A 16108-nucleotide genomic window follows, 5' to 3' on the forward strand; every position below is an offset into this window, starting at 1 on the left:
CCCTACGCCCAGCCGGTGTTCCTGCGCCTGCTGCCGGCCATCGAGACCACCGGCACCTTCAAGTACCGCAAGCTCGACCTGGTGGCCGACGGGTTCGATCCGGGCAGGATCAAGAACCCGCTCTATTTCAAGGACCCCGTGAAGGGCTATGTGAAGCTGACCAAGGCGGGATACGCGAAGATCCTGGCCGGTGGGGTGAAGCTGTAGGGCCAGCGCCCCGGCGCAGTCGGCCGATTTGAGGCAGCAGATGTAGTCGTATACGCCGCCCCTCTCCGCGAATTCGGGGTGGGGTCAAGCGATTGGATTCACAATGGAAAGAGCGAAGGGCGGAACGATATGTTCGCTTTTTGTTCTTGTCAAGGAAATGCAATCTGCCTTAGCGCCCGTTGGCGATCTCACCCTCCGTGCGCGGGCTGCGGGATCAGGGTGTGGACATAGACCGCGTTCTGCCAGCGGCCGTGGCGCCTGACGAAGACCGAGGTCGCCCAGACCGGGCTGGGCACGGCCGCGCCGCCGCATCTGGTGTCTTGTTGCGCCCGGTAGGTGAGTAGAGCGCTGTCGGCGCTGAAGCGCGTGACCTTGAAGTGGTCGATGGCGTAGCTCGCCACCGTGCACGCCCCGCCCGCGACGCCGGCGACCACGCCGGCCTTGTCGCCTGGACCGCCTGCGCCGACCTCGACATGGTCGGCCGACAGGAACTGGTCGAAGAACTTGCCGTCATGGCCCTGCCAGGCGACCCAGGACTGCTTTTCCATCGCGATGAGCTGCTCGGCCAGCGGATCGGATTTCGGCGCGCAGATGGCAGGTCCGGCGGCCAGGAGCGCCAGGACCGTGACTGAGATCGCGAGGCGCATGCCATTCTCCTCAGGATGGAGTCTGACCCTATACCCGCTCAGGACAACGCGGAACGCGGGTTTGCTACCGCGACCTTCCCCGCCCCACAGCCTCAGGGTCGGCGGCGGGCGTCGCACATATGGCTCCCCGAAGCGCCGGAAGACCCCAACAATCTGTCGACCATCATCCCGGTCTAAAGTGTCGACGATCTTCCCGGTTGCACATGGCCCGCCATTCCAGCTGCATCGCCGAAAGACGCGCCGCCCTGCGACGCGCCCCTCACCCTGCCCTCTCCCCGCAAGAGCGGGGCGAGGGAAGACTTCTCTCAGGCTGTCTTAGCCCTGGCCCCCTGGCAGGGCGGCGCGAGGGTCGGTTAGCGCGACCGGCCCCGTCCGGACACCGGCCAGAGCGCCGTGAGCGTGCCGTCGCGGACCACGTGATAGGTGTCGTAGAGGTTCACGGTCGGGTCGCAGTGGGGGGCCGCCAGGCTGACCATGTCGGAGATGGCGGGCTGGTCGGCGCCGGGGGGCAGGATGACCGCGCCGTGTTCGTCGCCCATGAAGAAGTACTTGGACCCCTCGGGCACGCCTGCGGTGATCACCGGCTTGTCGGCGTCGGTGGAGAAGGCCTTGAAGCCCGCGTCGACCGTGACCATGCCGGGGGCATTGGCGCTGACCACCCGGGCGTCGATGAACAGGCTGGTCTCATAGGGGCCGATCTCGGCGCAGGCCAGGTACTGGCTGTCCATGAACACATAGGAGCCGACCTGGAGTTCGGTGAACAGGCCGAAATCGGCGTCGATGCGGTGGGTGCCGGTGCCCGAGCCGGTGACGATCTGGGGCGGGCCGCCGGCCTCGGTCAGGGCGGCGATGACGGTGCGCAGATAGGCGGCGCGGTCCTCGGCGGCGGCCTTGCGGGCGGCGAAGTCCTCGATGTGCTGCTGGGCGCCGCAATAGAACTGGACACCCATATAGGTCAGGCCGGGTTCGGCCGCGATCGCCTGGAACAGGGCGACGGCCGCCTCGGCCGAGCCGACGCCGGTGCGGCGGATGCCGGGATCGATGTCGATGACCACCCGCAGGGGCTTGCCGGCGGCTGCGGCGGCGACGCCCAGGGCGTGGGCGTTGTCCGGATGATCGACGACGCTCATCATCTCGTCCACCCGCAGGTTCAGCTGGGCGAGGCGGGCGATGGCCGGTGGCGAGACCACCGGCGAGGTGATGTGCAGGCCCTTGAGCACCCCGCCATCGGCCAGGGCCTCGGCCTCGCCGAGCTTGGCGCAGCAGAGGCCGACGGCGCCGGCGGCGATCTGCAGCTTGGCGATGTCGGCGCTCTTGTGGGTCTTGGCGTGGGGGCGGACCTTGAGGCCGTGCGCGGCGGCGAACTCGGCCATGCGGGCGATGTTGCGCTGGAGCGCGTCTTCCTCGACCACCAGCACCGGGGTGTTGAGGTCACGGCGCGAGCCCTGGCGGCCGATCAGATGGGCGTGCAGTTCCTGGTCGTTCACGTCGATCTCCTTGGGGAGGCGGGAGCGAAGAGCCCTCCAACGGGGAGCATGGCTATCGCATATGAGGCGTCTGAGGGCTCGGCTCGCTGGGTTGCTCCCCTCCTGGGGGAGCTCCCGGCCGCATGGCCGGGTGAGGGGGACTCTGATGGTCTTTCTGAGTGGTTCGCGGGTCAGCTGAGAGAGTCAAAGTCCCCCTCAGGCCCTTCGGGCCAGCTCCCCCAGGAGGGGAGCAACCGCGCTGGGGCCATATGCCACAGCCCTGCACGGGGGAGGGGCTTTTTGCGCATCTAGCCGCCGATGCCGAACAGTTCGGTGAGGTGGGCGTTGGCGAACTTGGCCTGGGGGTCGGCGGCCTGGCGGGCGGCCAGATAGTCCGGCGTCTTGGGATAGAGGCGGTGGACGTCGGCGGTGGTGAGGGTGTGGCGCTTGGCCCAGTGGGGGCGGCCCTCGCCGGCCTGGAAGATCGCCTCGATCTCGGCGAACTCCTGGCGCCAGGCCATCTTGGCGTACTGGTGGAAGCTGATCGAGGCGCCGGGACCCTTGTTGAACGGGCTCATCCAGATGTCGTCGCCGGCGGTCAGGCGGAACTCGAAGGGGAAGGCGATCGGCATCCGCTTCTTGCGGATATAGCCCATGGCCTCCTTGAGGGTCTCCATGCCGTTGGCGCGGGGCAACTCATATTCCATCTCCTCGAAGCGGATGGTGCGCTCCGACGGGAAGATGCCATAGGCCGGGCCGACCCGGCGCTGGGGCTTGGCCGACATGCGCATGATCAGGCGTTGCAGGGTGGGGATCATGCCCTTGGCCGCGGCGCCCAGGTCGCAGACCAGGCGGAACACGGTCTCGTCGATATCGGTCCCGCCCTGGAATTCCCCCTCGGGCTCGGCCGGATGCAGGGTCTTGAAGATCACCTGGTCGGAATAGGGGAAGACGAAGAATTCCATGTGCCGGGTGGCGGCGGCCAGTTCGTCCAGGCGCTCGGCGACCTCGGCCAGGGGGCGGCGCTCGATCCGTTCCTCCAGGTGATAGGCGGGCAGGACATGGATGCGGATCTCGGTGGCGACCCCGAACAGGCCGAGCGACAGGCGTTGCGCCTGATAGAGCTCGGGATGCTCGTCCGGGCCGCATTCGACGATCGCGCCGTCCGGACCCATCAGGCGGAAGCCGCAGGCCTGGGTGGCCAGGCTGCCGAGCTCGGCGCCGGTGCCGTGGGTGCCGGTGGCGGTGGCCCCGGCCAGGGACTGGGGATTGATGTCGCCCTGGTTGATCAGCGACAGGCCCTCGGCCCAGAGCGCGGCGGTCAGCCGGTCGAGACCCCAGCCGGCGGGCGCCCAGACGGTCTTGCGGTCGGGGGCGACCTCCACCTTGGCCTGGTAGTCGGCCATGCTGATCAACAGGCCGTCGGTCGCGCAGAGCGGCATGAAGGAGTGGCCCGCGCCCACCACCCGGACCTTGTCCGCGCGGCTGACCAGGCCGGCCAGTTCCTGAGCGTCCCGGGGGCGAGCCACCGTCGCCGGTGTCGCGGCCACGCTACCCGACCAGTTGCTCCATTCCGCCATCGTGTGTCCTCCTGATGTCGCCGATACGATAGTCGAAGCTATCGTTCTGGCAAGCGGTCTTGGCCGCCCTGGCGCCTGTTCAGGCGAAGCTTTCGAAATAGAGCGCGAACAGCAGGCAGACCTCGTGGTTGAGGCTGTCGGCGTCGCGGTCGGGCTCCTCGACCACCATCTCGGTGGCGGCGTAGCTGAGCTCGACCATCATGCGCATGGCGACCCGCAGCCGGGTCTCGGCGACGGTCGGATAGCGCGGCCGCACGGCGTCGTAGAAGCGGTCGGCGACCATGTCGCGGCTCTCGAAGCGCAGGCGCTGGAGCATGGGAATGGCGCGCAGGGCCCGGCCGATGGCGGCGCCGCCCGGGAAGCGCAAGGTGATCTCGATGATCTCGCGGTGCATGGCCAGGCTCTTGGCCAGGCGCTCGTCGACCGTCGCGCCCTCCAGCCCGCCGGCGCCGATCCAGGCGATGACGGCGTCGTCCTGGGCGGCCATCAGCCGGTCGCCGAGTTCCTTGAGGATCGCGTACTTGTTGGGGAAGTAGCGATAGAGGGCCGGCGGGGTCAGGCCGGCCTTCTGGCAGATCGCATTGGTGGTCAGCTGTTCGAAGCCGATGTCGCGCAGCATCTCGCCGGCCGTGGCCAGCACCACCTCATAGGTGTCCTGGGCGCGGGCCTGGGTGGGCTGGAGCTTGGCCTCGAGCGGGATGGCGGCGTCGACGTCCGACGGCGCGGCCTTGCGCCCGGCCGCCCGCTTCGCCGTCTGAGTCAGCATTCCGCTCTCCACCCCGACCGGCGTCGCCCCGGTCCCGTTCACAGGCGCAGGACAGCGCGTGCCCGGGTCAAATGCAAGCCGACGATCAGTCCGAGCGTCAGAAGAGCCAAGCCCACGGCCAGCCAGATCGCGCCCCGGACATCGGTGTCGCTGACCAGCAGCGAGGCCAGGAAGGGGCCGGCGCTGCAGCCGAGCAGGCTGGCGCCCGGGCCCAGCATGGCGGCGCGCCGGGTGGGATCGGCCTCGATGGCCAGGGGGGTCAGATAGGGGGCGGCGAAGATCCACAGGAAGCCGAAGACCCCGGAGCCGGCCAGGAACAGCGGCGCGGCCGGCCGGGCCCCGAACAGGAAGAGGGTGGCGATCATCAGCCCGATGGACATGGCGAGCGCCTTGAACCAGGACACCCGTCCGGCCAGGGCCGTGGCCGCCGAGCCGCCTGCCACCTGGGCCGCCAGGGACAGGGAGATGGCGATGCCGGCTATGGCCGGCGCATGGCCCGATTGGCGCGACAGGGGTTCGACATAGATCCAGAAGGCCAGGATGAAGGCCTGGAAGGCGAAGGTGGCGGCGAGCGCCACCCAGCCGCGCGGACTGGGCAGGCCGCCGGGGCCCTGGTCATGGTCGGTGAGCGGCCAGTAGCTGTCGGGGACCACCAGGCCGGCGGCGGCGCTCAGCAGGGCCAGGCCCGCCAGCACCGCGAAGCCGCCATCGACGCCCAGCGGCTTGAGCACGAAGGCGCTGACCCCAGCCACCACCAAGAGCTGGGCCAGGGTCTGGATGGTGAGATAGAGGCCCGAGCCGCGTTCGGGCCTGGGCGAGCGGACAATCATGCCGGTGACCAGCCAGATCATCACCCCGCTGGGCAGGCCGGTGAGGGCGCGGACCAGGGTCAGCATGTCGCCGCCGACCTGGGTGGTGACAAGGTTCAGGCCGGCCATCAGCAGGCCGCAGACCACGGCGATCAGACGCAGCCGCTGGGCCCCCAGCAGCGGGCCGGCCAGGCTGGCCGCGACCCCCATGGAGAGCAGCTCCACCGTCCCGGCCTGGCCCAGCTGGGCGGCGGTCAGGCGGCCCGTGGCCTCCAGCCCGCCGAGCAGCAGCGGGCCGACGCCGGCGAACATCACCCCCATGACCCCGACCCAGAAGGCCGCGACCTGCTGGGTGAGGCTGGGGGGCGGGCCGATCCAGCCCGCCCGGATCGGCTCCGGGCTCAATATTTGGCCCGCAGATAGACGCCATAGGTGCGCGGTGCGCCGACGCTGAACACGTCGAAGCCCAGGCCCGGGATCGGGGTGATGTCGACGATATTGGTCTCGTCGAAGATGTTCTTGCCCCAGACGCCCATCTCGTACTTCCCATCCTCCAGCCGCCAGCCGAACTGGGCGTTGACGAAGGTCCGCACAGGGTCGCTGAGCCGCTCGGTGTTGGCGGTGTCGAAATAGACCTTGGTCCGGTAGGTGAAGTCCACCTGTCCGACGAACGCGCCGATCGGCAGCGGGTGTTCGTAGTGGGCCGCGCCATTGACGCTGGTCTTGGGCGCCGAGGGCAGGGTGTTGCCGGAATAGTCGGTGCCGACCGAGACGAAGTCCTTGTACTCGGCGCTGAGCAGGGAGACGCCCAGGCTGAGGTCGAGGCCCTCGGCCGGGGTGGCCTGGATCTCGGCGTCGGCGCCGTAGATCTTGGCGGCGGAGGCGTTGGTGAAATACTGCACCGACAGGGCGCCGCGCTGGATCACCGTGTAGACCTGCAGATCCTTGTAATCATAGTAGAAGGCCGAGACGTTGGCGCGCAGGCGCTTGTCGAAGAACTCGCTCTTGGCCCCGACCTCGTAGGCGTTGACCTTCTCGTCCTGATAGGGGCCGAGGTCCGAGGGCTCGGTGGTCTGGCCGGAGAAGAAGCCGCCGCTCTTATAGCCGCGGTTGTAGCTGGCGTAGATGTTGGCGTCGTCGGTCAGCTTGTATTGGACGCCCAGCCGGCCCGAGACCGAGCGGAAGGTCTTGGACTGGTCGAAGGCGAAGATCGGGATCGCCCCGCCCTCGGCCTCGCTGACATAGTGGAAGTCCTTCTCGTCGACCGAATAGCGCAGGCCGGCGGTGAGCGTCAGGCGCTCGGTCAGGTCATAGTCGGCCTGGCCGAAGGCGGCGTAGCTCTTCGAGCTCTGGTGCAGAGGCCAGCCGAACAGGCCGATGGAATTGGCCAGGTCGACGCCCGTCGGGTTGGCGGGGGTGGGATTGCGCGCGGCGCGCAGCACGTCATAGGTCGAGTTGTTGTTCAGATAGTCGTTGGCGAAATAGAGCCCGGCCAGCCAGCGCAGCCCCGTCTTGCCGTTCGACTGCAGGCGCAGTTCCTGGCTGGTGGTCTCCTCGCGGGCGATGTAGCGCGCGGTGATCAGCGGATAGGGGCTGGCGTCGGTCTCTTCCGCGTCATCGCGGGCGGCGCGTTGATAGCCGGTCACCGAGACCAGGGTCATCGGGCCGAGGTCATAGCTGATCGTCGCCGAGGTCCCGAACAGCTTGAGGATGTCCTTGCCCTCGAACTGGTAGTCGCCCTGGTAGAGATCGCCGCTGGCGTTGGCGTAGCCCAGCACATTGGTGCACTGGCCGGAGGTGTAATAGGCCGGCTTGCACATGGCGTAGCCGAGCGAGGGATCGAAGGCGCCGGAGGCCGCCGCCGTCTGGGCGACCAGCGGGCGGTTATAGGCCAGGATCGAGCCGCCGCGGGACTGGTTGAGACTGACGGTCAGGTCGGCGGTCAGCTTGTCGTCGGGCTGGTAGCGCAGGGCGGCGCGCAGGCCCCAGCGGTTGGCGTCATTGCCCTTGTTCCCGGTCAGCCGGTTCAGGGTGTAGCCGTCGTCCTTGTCATAGACGCCGCTGAGCCGGAAGGAGAGCGAGTCGCCCAGCACCGGGACCGGGCCGCCGACCCCGCCCTGGAAATTGACGGCGTTCAGCGTGCCGTAGTCGAGGGAGGCGTCGGCCTGGAAGGTCTTGGTCGGCTTCTTGGTGGTGACGTTGATCGCCCCGCCGGTGGTGTTGCGGCCATAGAGGGTGCCCTGGGGCCCGCGCAGCACCTCGACCTGCTGCAGGTCGTAGAAGGAGGCGAGCTGGGCGAGCGGCGAGGCGACATAGACCCCGTCGACATAGATGCCGACGGCGCTGGCCGTGGAGGGGTTGAAGTCGTTGACGCCGACGCCGCGGATGAAGATGCGCGGGTTGGCGGCGTTGTCGTCGGTCTTGATCTGCAGGCCCGGCGACAGGCCGGTCAGGCCCAGCAGATTGCCGACCCGCTGGTTGCGCAGGGTCTCGCCGGTCAGGGCGGTGATGGCGATCGGAACGTCCTGGAGGTTCTCGGCCCGCTTCTGGGCGGTGACGACGATCTCCTCGACCTCGTTGCCGCCGGAGGTCTGGGCGTGAGCCCCTCCCGCCGCCAGCAGGGCGGCCAGTCCAACGCCCGCCAGGGCTCGCGTCCTCATCATCGTCATTGTCCCCTATGAAGATTTTGAGACGGTAGTGATGACTACTGTTTTGGCAAGCGCAATCTTGGGGTGAAGGTCGGCCGGGCGGCCAAAGCCCTGGGGTGCGACGGTCCCTAGGTCTTCCGCATCCAGAACGAGGCGCCATAGATATCGAGGCCGGCCAGGGGGCCGGGGCGCAGGGTGGCGCGGGCCTGGGTCGACAGGGCCGGGTCCTGGCTGACCCACCAGTTGGGCATGAGGATTTCGAAGGCCTGGGGCCCGAACAGCAGGGCGGTGGCCAGCAGGTACTGCTCGTTCCACATCCGATGGATATGGCCGCTGATATAGTCGTCGGGCAGGTAGATGTCGTGGATGTGGACGATCACCCCGGGCTTCAACCGGGGCAGGATCTCCAGGAAGAACACCGTCACGTCGGAGTTCTGGAATGAGCGGTGGGAGCTGTCCAGGAACAGGATGTCGCCAGGCCCCAGGGCCTCGAACATGGCCGTGTCGCAGCGCTCCAGGGGCTTGCGGATCACCTGGTCGCAGAGGGTGTCGATCTCGGCCCGGGGCTGGGGGTCGATGGAGATCAGCTTGGTGCGCAGGCCGTGGGCGCGGACGGCGTGGCGGGCGAACTTGGTCGACAGGCCCGAGCCGATCTCCACGAAGCGGGCGGGGTCGCCCCGGCGCAGCATTCCCATCAGCACCATGGCGTCGAGGGAGTTGAACCAGGCGTTCAGCCAGAAGGGGTTGGGGTCCTCGTTCTCGCCGCCCATGGGAATGGTCGCGAAACCGGGGGCGAGTTCGGCGATCTCCGACAGCAGGGCGGCGTAGCGGGCCCGGCCGGCGCCGATCTGGGCGGCCAGCTCCGGATGCGAGGGGCGACCGGCGCCGTGGCGGATGCGGGCGGTATAGTCGTAGTCGACCAGCTTGAAGTTCAACAGCGCCCGGTCGCAGGACCAGGTCAGGTCGGAGAGTGGCGGGACCGGTGCGCCGTCTTCGGGGAGGGCGCACGCGTGCTCGCGGGCCTCGGCGGCGGCAGACGCCTCGCCGGCCAGGCCCAGGCCCACCGCCAGATCGCACCAGGCCAGGGGATCGGCCGGGTCGGCGGCCGCAGCGGACCGCAGATGGGCGAGGCCCTCGGCTTGCAGCCCCAGCTTGAAGCGGGTGATCCCCAGCAGGCGCAGGGCGGTGGAATGACCGGGCGCCCGCTCCAGGCAGCGCTGGAAGATCAGCTCCGCCAGGTTGAGCATGTGCTCGCGCAGCCGGGCCAGGCCGATCCGCAGGGCCTCCTCGACGTCAGGCTCGGGGGCAGGCTCGGGCGTATCGAGGGGCATGGGACTCATGGGGCTGGCGCGGCGGTCGCCATCTTGCGCCGGGCCGCCGGTCGACGGAAGCCGCGCGGGCGTCATGCCGAGACTGGCGCGCGCGCGATCTTCATGCACTGTGATCGCATTCGTTTCCACCCGGACCCCTGCATGGCGACCGCCGCTCCGCAAAGGCGCCCTCTGGCCCAGTCCCAGGCGGTGCATGACCAGGTCTATGAGGCCATCCGCCAGGCCCTGATCACCGGCGCCATCGCGCCGGGGCGCGGGGTCAGCCTGCGCGGGCTGGCGGTGGAGCTGGGGGTCAGTCCCATGCCGGTGCGCGACGCCGTCCGCCGGCTGGTGGCGGAGCGGGCGCTGGAGATCAATCCGGCCAATAAGCGGCTCAGCGTGCCCTCCCTGACCGCCGCCCGGCTGGAGCAGCTGGAACAGGCGAGGCTCTGGATCGAGCCGGAGCTGGCGGCCCGCGCCGCGCCGCACGCGGACGACGCGCTGATCCAGGTTCTGCAAGGGATTGACGCCCGTCTCGACGCCGCCCTGGCGGCCGGAGACGTCGACGGCTACATGGCCGCCAACCACGCCTTCCACTTCGCGATCTACCAGCGGTCGGGCGCCGATGTGCTGCTGTCGATGGCGGCGGGGCTGTGGCTGCAGATCGGGCCGTTCATGCGGGTGGTGTTCGGCCGGGTGGGCGCCGACAGCCTGTTGGCCGACTATCACGCCGAGGCGATCGCCGCGCTGCGGGCCGGTGACGCGGAGGCCGCCCGCCGCGCCATCGCCGCTGATCTTTCCGAAGGCATGGACAAGATGCGCGCCGCCGTCGAGGCCCAGCCATGACGCTGTGGCTTGACAGATCGACGGCCCGGCAAAACTGTGATCACAGTTTGAGGATCAAGCCTGCGTGACCCTGTCGGCCCAACCCCTGCCGGATCCCAAGTCCAAGACCCTGGCCGGTCTGTGGGCGGCGGAGACCGCACGGTTCGAGGCGACGCATCCGAGGTCGGTCGCCCTGGCCGGCCAGGCGGCGGCGGTCTGGCGCGGCGGCGCGCCGATGCACTGGATGGGGGACTGGGCGAGCCCGGTCCCGATCTTCGCGGTCCAGGGCCAGGGCGCCCAGATCACCGATGTCGACGCCACCCTCTATGACGACTTCTGCCTGGGCGACACGCCCGCCCTGTTCGGCCATGGCCAGCCGGAGGTCGCCGCCGCCGTCGCCGACCAGATCAAGCGCGGGGCGGGCTTCATGCTGCCGACCACCGAGGCGGTGATCGTCGGGCGGCTGCTGGCCGAGCGCTTCGGCCTGCCCCTGTGGCAGACGGCGACCACGGCCAGCGACGCCAATCGCGCCGCGATCCGCTGGGCCCGGGCGGTGACGCAGCGGCCGGTGATCGTGATCTTCGACGGCTGCTATCACGGCATGGTCGAGGACGCCTTCGTGGTGCTGGCGGACGGGGCGGCGGTGATGAAGCCGGGCCTGGTCGGCCAGGTCCATGACCTGACCGCCACCACGCGGGTGGTTCCGTTCAATGATCTCGCCGCGCTGGAGGCGGCGCTCGCGCCCGGCGACGTGGCCGCCGTCCTGGCCGAGCCGGTGATGACCAATTGCGGGATGATCGCCCCGGATCCCGGCTTCCACGCCGCGCTTGCCGACCTGACCCGCGCGGCCGGAACCCTGCTGATCCTCGACGAGACCCATACGCTCTCGACCGGCCCCGGCGGCTATGTCGGCGCCCACGACCTCGCGCCCGACATGCTGGTGATCGGCAAGGCCATAGCCGGCGGTGTGCCGGCGGCGGTCTGGGGCGTGACGGCTGAACTTTCGGCGCGCATGGACGCGGCCCAGCTGCGGATCGGGGCGGGCCAGTCCGGCATCGGCACCACCCTGTCGGGCAATGCGCTGGCCATGGCGGCGATGCGGGCCATGCTGACCCATGTGATGACGCCCGCCGCCTATGGCCGGATGCTGGCCGGCGCGGGGCGGCTGGTCGCGGGGCTGGAGGCGGTCGTGGCCGAGCATGGCCTGGCCTGGTCGGTGGTCCAGGTGGGCGCGCGGGTGGAGCTGGTGTTCGCTGATCCGCCGCCGAAAAACGCCCAGCAGATGCGCAAGGCCCTGGACCCCGCCCTGGTCTGCGCCTTTCATCTGTGGCTGATCAACCGAGGGGTGCTGATCGCGCCCTTTCACAACATGATGCTGGTGTCGCCGGTCACGGAAGACGCCGCGATCGATCGGCTGGTCGCCGCGGTCGCGGGCTTCGCCGGCGCGCTCAAGGACCTTGCCGCATGACGTCCCCCATGGTCGCCGATCCCCAGGAATGCCGCGACTTCCTCGCCGCCCACCCGCAGGTGAAGTTCGTCGAGGTGTTCTTCACCTCCATGACCGGGGTGCCGCGCGGCAAGCGGCTGCGGATTCACGAGCTGCAGGCGATCTATGACTATGGCCGCTTCCTGCCGGGCTCGATCCTGGTGGTCGACACCCTGGGCGCCGACTGCGAGGAGACCGGCCTGGTCTGGGAGGACGGCGACGCCGACCGCCGCGCGCGGCCCGTGCCCGGGACCCTGAAGCTCGCCCCCTGGCTCGGCGACGACATGGCCCAGGTGATGCTGTCGCTCTACGAGCTGGACGGGACGCCCAACGACCTCGACCCGCGCCATGTGCTGCGCCGCGTGCTGGACCGGTTCGCCGCCGACGGCCTGACCCCGGTGGTGGCCTGCGAGCTGGAATATTACCTGGTCGATCTGGAGCGGACGGCGAGCGGCGACCTGCAGCCGCCGAAATCGCCCCTGACCGGCCAGCGCCCGGACGGCATACAGGTCTACGGCCTGCCCGAGCTGGAGGCCATCGCTCCGTTCCTGCGCGAGCTGTGGGAGACGGCCGACGTACTGGACGTGCCGCTGGAGGGCGCGATCTCGGAATTCGCGCCCAGCCAGGTGGAGCTGACCCTCAAGCACAAGCCCGACGCGCTGGCCGCCGCCGACGACGCCCTGATCTACAAGCGCGCCGCCAAGGGCGTGGCCCTGCGGCATGGCTGCGAGGCGACCTTCATGGCCAAGCCCTGGTCCGACCGGGCCGGCAACGGCTTCCATGTGCATGTCAGCGTCAATGACGCGGCCGGGAACAATCTCTGCGCCAGCGAGGACCTGGAGGGCTCCGAGCTGCTAAAGCACGCCATCGGCGGCATGAAGGCGCTGATGGGCGATTGCATGGCGATCCTGGCGCCCAACGCCAACAGCTATCGCCGGTTCAAGGCCAATTCCTATGCGCCCGTGGCCCCGACCTGGGGGGTCAATAACCGCACGGTGTCGCTCAGGGTGCCCGCCGGCCCGCCGCCCACCCGCCATGTGGAGCACCGCGTCGCCGGGGCCGACGGCAACCCCTATCTGGTGCTGGCGGCCCTGCTGGCCTGCGCCCACCACGGCATCACCCACAGGATCGATCCGGGCCCGGCGGTGGTCGGGGACGGCTATGCGGCGGCGGCGCGGGAGAACGTCCGGCTGCCCTCCAACTGGTTCGCGGCCGTCGACCTGTTCGAGGCCAGCACGGTGCTGCGCGACTATCTGGGCGATCGCTTCGTGGAGATGTTCGTGAAGGTGAAGCGCACCGAGCAGGCGCGGTTCTTCGAGGTGGTCACCGCGCTCGATTTTGACTGGTATCTGCGCAACGCCTGAGGGTGTGGCGCGGGATGTGAGGCTTGAGTTGAACTGAACGGCGGGCCGTGTCCGCCATGCCAATGGACGATTGAGCGAGGGAGCTGAAGGGCCATGAGCCAGACCAATTCATTTCGCGGCGGGGCGTCGCGGCGGTCGCTGCTGACGGCGCTGGGCGCCGCGGCCGTCGGCTTCAGCCTGACGGACTGCAGTCCCAAGGCCGCCACCAAGGGCGCGGCCGGCGGAGCCGAGGAGGCCAAGCTCAACTTCTACAACTGGGACACCTATATCGGCGCCACGACGCTGGCCGACTTCAAGAAGGCCTCAGGCGTCGAGGTGAACATGAGCCTGTTCGCCACCAATGACGAACTGTTCGCCAAGCTGAAGGCCGGCAATCCGGGCTTCGACGTGATCGTGCCGTCCAACGAGTTCGTCACCCGCATGGGCCAGGCCGGCATGCTGGAGGCCCTGGATCACTCGAAGATCCCCAACATGAAGAATATCGATCCGGCCTTCCTGAACCCGGACTACGACCCGGGCCGGAAATTCTCCATGCCCTACACCTGGCTGGTGCTGGGCATCGGCTATCGCAAGAGCAAGGTGAAGGGGGTTCCCGACAGCTGGAAGTACCTGTTCGACAGCGACCAGTACAAAGGCAAGATCGCGCTGTTGTCCGAGAGCGCCGACCTGATCCGGCTGGCCGCCAAGTACAAGGGCCACTCGGTCAACGCCATCCCGCCCGAGCTGGTCGCCGAGATCGAGAAGATGCTGATCAAGCAGAAGCCGTTCGTGAAGGCGTTCCACGACGACAACGGCCAGGACATGCTGGCGGCCGGCGATGTGGACCTGGTGCTCGAATATAACGGCGACATCGCCCAGGTGATGCGCGAGGACCCCGACCTCGACTTCGTGGTGCCGAAGGAGGGCAGCCTGCTCAATTCGGACACCCTGTGCATCCCCAAGGGGGCGCCCCGGCCGAACAATGCGCACGCCTTCATCAACTATCTGCTGGACGCCCAGGCCGGCGCCGAGATCACCAAGACCATCCTCTATCCGACGCCGAACGCGGCGGCCAAGGCGCTGATGCCGGATGCCTACAAGAACAACCCGGTGATCTTCCCGCCCGCCGACATCATGGCCAAGTGCGAGTACGGCGCCTTCGAAGGCGCGGAAAAGGCCAGCCTCTACGAAGAGGTCATCACCCGGGTGCGGGCGGCCTGATCACGGCGGGGAGGGCAGGACCATGGAGCTCAGTTGGACCAAGGCCAAGGCGGTGTTCGCCGGCGCGCTGGGGCCGCCGCTGTTCTGGCTGGTGCTGTTCTTCCTCGTGCCGCTGGGCATCGTCTGGGCCTACAGCTTCGGCCACAATGTCGGCCTGACCGAGATCTCGTTCACGGGCACCTTCGCCAACTACGCCCGGGCCATCGAGCCGCTCTATCTGAAGATCTTCGTCAAGTCGGCCTGGGTGGCGGGCCTGACCACGGGCCTGTGCCTGGTGGTCGGCTTCCCCGTGGCCCTGGCCATCACCTTCGCCTCGGAGAAGGCCAAGGCCTGGCTCTTGCTGCTGATCATGCTGCCGTTCTGGACCAACCTGTTGATCCGCACCTACGCCCTGATCGCGGTGCTGAGGACCGAGGGCTATGTGAACATGTCGCTGGGCTGGCTGTGGCATGGGGGTGGGCTGATCGCGGCCCTGCTGGGCCTGAAGCCGATCGGCGACTTCCAGCCGCTGGAGCTGTTGCACAACAATTTCGCGGTGATCCTGGGCCTGGTCTATGTCCACCTGCCGTTCATGGTCCTACCGCTCTATTCGGCGCTCGACCGGCTGGACCGCTCGCTGCTGGAGGCCAGCCTCGACCTGGGCGCCGGCCAGATGCGCACCCTGTTCCGCATCGTCGTGCCGTTGGCGCTGCCCGGCATAGCGTCCGGCGTGCTGATCACCTTCATCCCGGCGCTCGGCGCCTATCTGACCCCCGACCTGCTGGGCGGTCCGGACAGCCAGATGATCGCCAATGTCATCGAGCGGCAGTTCAAGCGGGCCAATGACTGGCCGTTCGGCGCGGCCCTGTCCTTCGTGCTGATGTACCTGACCTTCATCGCCATCGCGATCCAGGCGCTCATGTCGCGCAGATCGCCGGAGGCCCGCTGATGGCGTCCGCGCGGAAATATCCGGTCGGGCCGCTGGAATATCTGCGGCGCTGGCAGATGCAGGCCTGGCTCGCCGCCGTCGGGCTGTTCCTCTATGTGCCGCTGATCGCCCTGATGGCCTTCAGCTTCAATGACAGCCGCCGCAACATCGTCTGGAAGGGCTTCACCCTCAAATATTACGACAAGGCCTTTCATGACGCCTCGCTGATCGAGGCCTTCGGCAATTCGATGACCATCGCGGCGGTCTCGACGGTGGTGAGCCTGATCCTGGGGGCCATGGTGGCCCTGGTGCTGTGGCGGTTCCGGTTCCCCGGCAAGACGGTGCTGGACGGGGCGCTCGCCCTGCCGATCGTGGTGCCGGAGATCTGCATGGGCGTAGCCATGCTGGTGTTCTTCGCGCGCGTCATGCCCTGGCCCCAGGGGCTGGTCTGGCCCCTGAACCTGGGGGCGATCATCATCTCGCACATCTCCTTCTCCTTCCCCTTCGTGGCGGTGGTGGTGCGGGCCCGGATGGCCAGCTTCAACCGCGAGATGGAGGAGGCGGCCCGCGACCTGGGGGCCGGCGAATGGCGGACCATCGTCGACGTGATCCTGCCGCACATGGCGCCCTCGCTGGTGGCCGGGGCCTTGCTGGCCTTCACGCTGAGCCTGGACGACTTCGTCATCACCTTCTTCACGGCCGGGCCCGACACCGTGACCTTCCCGGTGAAGGTCTATTCCATGGTCCGCTTCTCGGTGACGCCGGAGGTCAATGCGGCCTCGACCATCCTCATCGTCCTGACCGTGATCCTGACGGCGGTGGCCCTGCGGCTGCAGGGCGACCCGGCCGTCACCGCCGGCCATGCGCCCGCCGCCGACAAGTCCTGAGAGCCC

The 16108-nt window shown here is 68.6% G+C and carries 13 protein-coding genes and 1 pseudogene; 7 read left to right on the top strand and 7 right to left on the bottom strand.

Going from position 1 to position 16108, the window contains the following annotated elements; all coding sequences use genetic code 11:
- Positions 1 to 207: pseudogene (locus Q7P21_RS06155) on the top strand (long-chain-acyl-CoA synthetase); the annotation flags it as partial.
- A 188-nt stretch (positions 208 to 395) separates the two neighbouring features.
- Here Q7P21_RS06155 and Q7P21_RS06160 read toward each other — a convergent pair.
- The 7 genes from Q7P21_RS06160 to Q7P21_RS06190 form a co-directional block, all read right to left on the bottom strand.
- On the bottom strand, positions 396 to 854 hold the full coding sequence (locus tag Q7P21_RS06160; RefSeq protein ID WP_304176230.1) for a nuclear transport factor 2 family protein: 459 nt from the start codon (positions 852 to 854) through the stop codon (positions 396 to 398).
- Between the two features lie 353 nt (positions 855 to 1207).
- A complete protein-coding gene (locus Q7P21_RS06165; protein ID WP_304176232.1) occupies positions 1208 to 2341 on the bottom strand; it encodes a DSD1 family PLP-dependent enzyme in 1134 nt (377 codons plus the stop codon).
- A gap of 287 nt (positions 2342 to 2628) precedes the next feature.
- Positions 2629 to 3900, bottom strand: a complete 1272-nt coding sequence (locus Q7P21_RS06170) for a D-arabinono-1,4-lactone oxidase (RefSeq protein ID WP_304176234.1) — start codon at positions 3898 to 3900, stop codon at positions 2629 to 2631.
- Between the two features lie 79 nt (positions 3901 to 3979).
- Entirely contained in the window at positions 3980 to 4666 is a 687-nt protein-coding gene (locus Q7P21_RS06175) for a TetR/AcrR family transcriptional regulator (RefSeq protein WP_304167548.1), read from the bottom strand.
- 38 nt (positions 4667 to 4704) lie between these two features.
- Positions 4705 to 5880, bottom strand: a complete 1176-nt coding sequence (locus Q7P21_RS06180; protein ID WP_304167551.1) for an MFS transporter — start codon at positions 5878 to 5880, stop codon at positions 4705 to 4707.
- Complete coding sequence (locus Q7P21_RS06185) at positions 5877 to 8138, bottom strand: TonB-dependent receptor (RefSeq protein WP_304176236.1); 2262 nt, start codon at positions 8136 to 8138, stop codon at positions 5877 to 5879. Before Q7P21_RS06185 ends, Q7P21_RS06180 begins: the two co-directional genes overlap by 4 nt.
- Positions 8139 to 8251: 113 nt before the next feature.
- Positions 8252 to 9463 carry a class I SAM-dependent methyltransferase gene (locus Q7P21_RS06190; protein WP_304176238.1) on the bottom strand — a complete coding sequence of 404 codons (1212 nt, stop codon included), beginning with the start codon at positions 9461 to 9463 and terminating at the stop codon, positions 8252 to 8254.
- A 132-nt stretch (positions 9464 to 9595) separates the two neighbouring features.
- Between Q7P21_RS06190 and Q7P21_RS06195 the strand changes: the two genes are divergently transcribed.
- The 6 genes from Q7P21_RS06195 (at position 9596) to Q7P21_RS06220 (ending at position 16102) form a co-directional block, all read left to right on the top strand.
- The gene (locus Q7P21_RS06195; protein ID WP_304167559.1) at positions 9596 to 10279 is read left to right on the top strand and encodes a GntR family transcriptional regulator; all 684 of its coding nucleotides are present in this window, start codon (positions 9596 to 9598) and stop codon (positions 10277 to 10279) included.
- A 64-nt stretch (positions 10280 to 10343) separates the two neighbouring features.
- On the top strand, positions 10344 to 11726 hold the full coding sequence (locus Q7P21_RS06200; protein WP_304176239.1) for an aspartate aminotransferase family protein: 1383 nt from the start codon (positions 10344 to 10346) through the stop codon (positions 11724 to 11726).
- Positions 11727 to 11734: 8 nt separating this feature from the next.
- Positions 11735 to 13108, top strand: coding sequence for a glutamine synthetase family protein (locus tag Q7P21_RS06205; RefSeq protein WP_304176255.1), 1374 nt, complete (start codon positions 11735 to 11737; stop codon positions 13106 to 13108).
- Positions 13109 to 13201: 93 nt separating this feature from the next.
- Complete coding sequence (locus Q7P21_RS06210) at positions 13202 to 14308, top strand: PotD/PotF family extracellular solute-binding protein (protein WP_304167565.1); 1107 nt, start codon at positions 13202 to 13204, stop codon at positions 14306 to 14308.
- A gap of 22 nt (positions 14309 to 14330) precedes the next feature.
- Positions 14331 to 15236, top strand: a complete 906-nt coding sequence (locus Q7P21_RS06215; protein ID WP_304176241.1) for an ABC transporter permease — start codon at positions 14331 to 14333, stop codon at positions 15234 to 15236.
- Positions 15218 to 16102, top strand: coding sequence for an ABC transporter permease (locus tag Q7P21_RS06220; RefSeq protein WP_304176258.1), 885 nt, complete (start codon positions 15218 to 15220; stop codon positions 16100 to 16102). The genes Q7P21_RS06215 and Q7P21_RS06220 overlap by 19 nt, the downstream gene beginning before the upstream one ends.
- Positions 16103 to 16108 lie beyond the last annotated feature (6 nt).

The sequence above is a fragment of the Phenylobacterium aquaticum genome, from assembly GCF_947378715.1.
In the GTDB taxonomy this organism is placed as follows: Bacteria; Pseudomonadota; Alphaproteobacteria; order Caulobacterales; family Caulobacteraceae; genus Phenylobacterium; species Phenylobacterium aquaticum_A.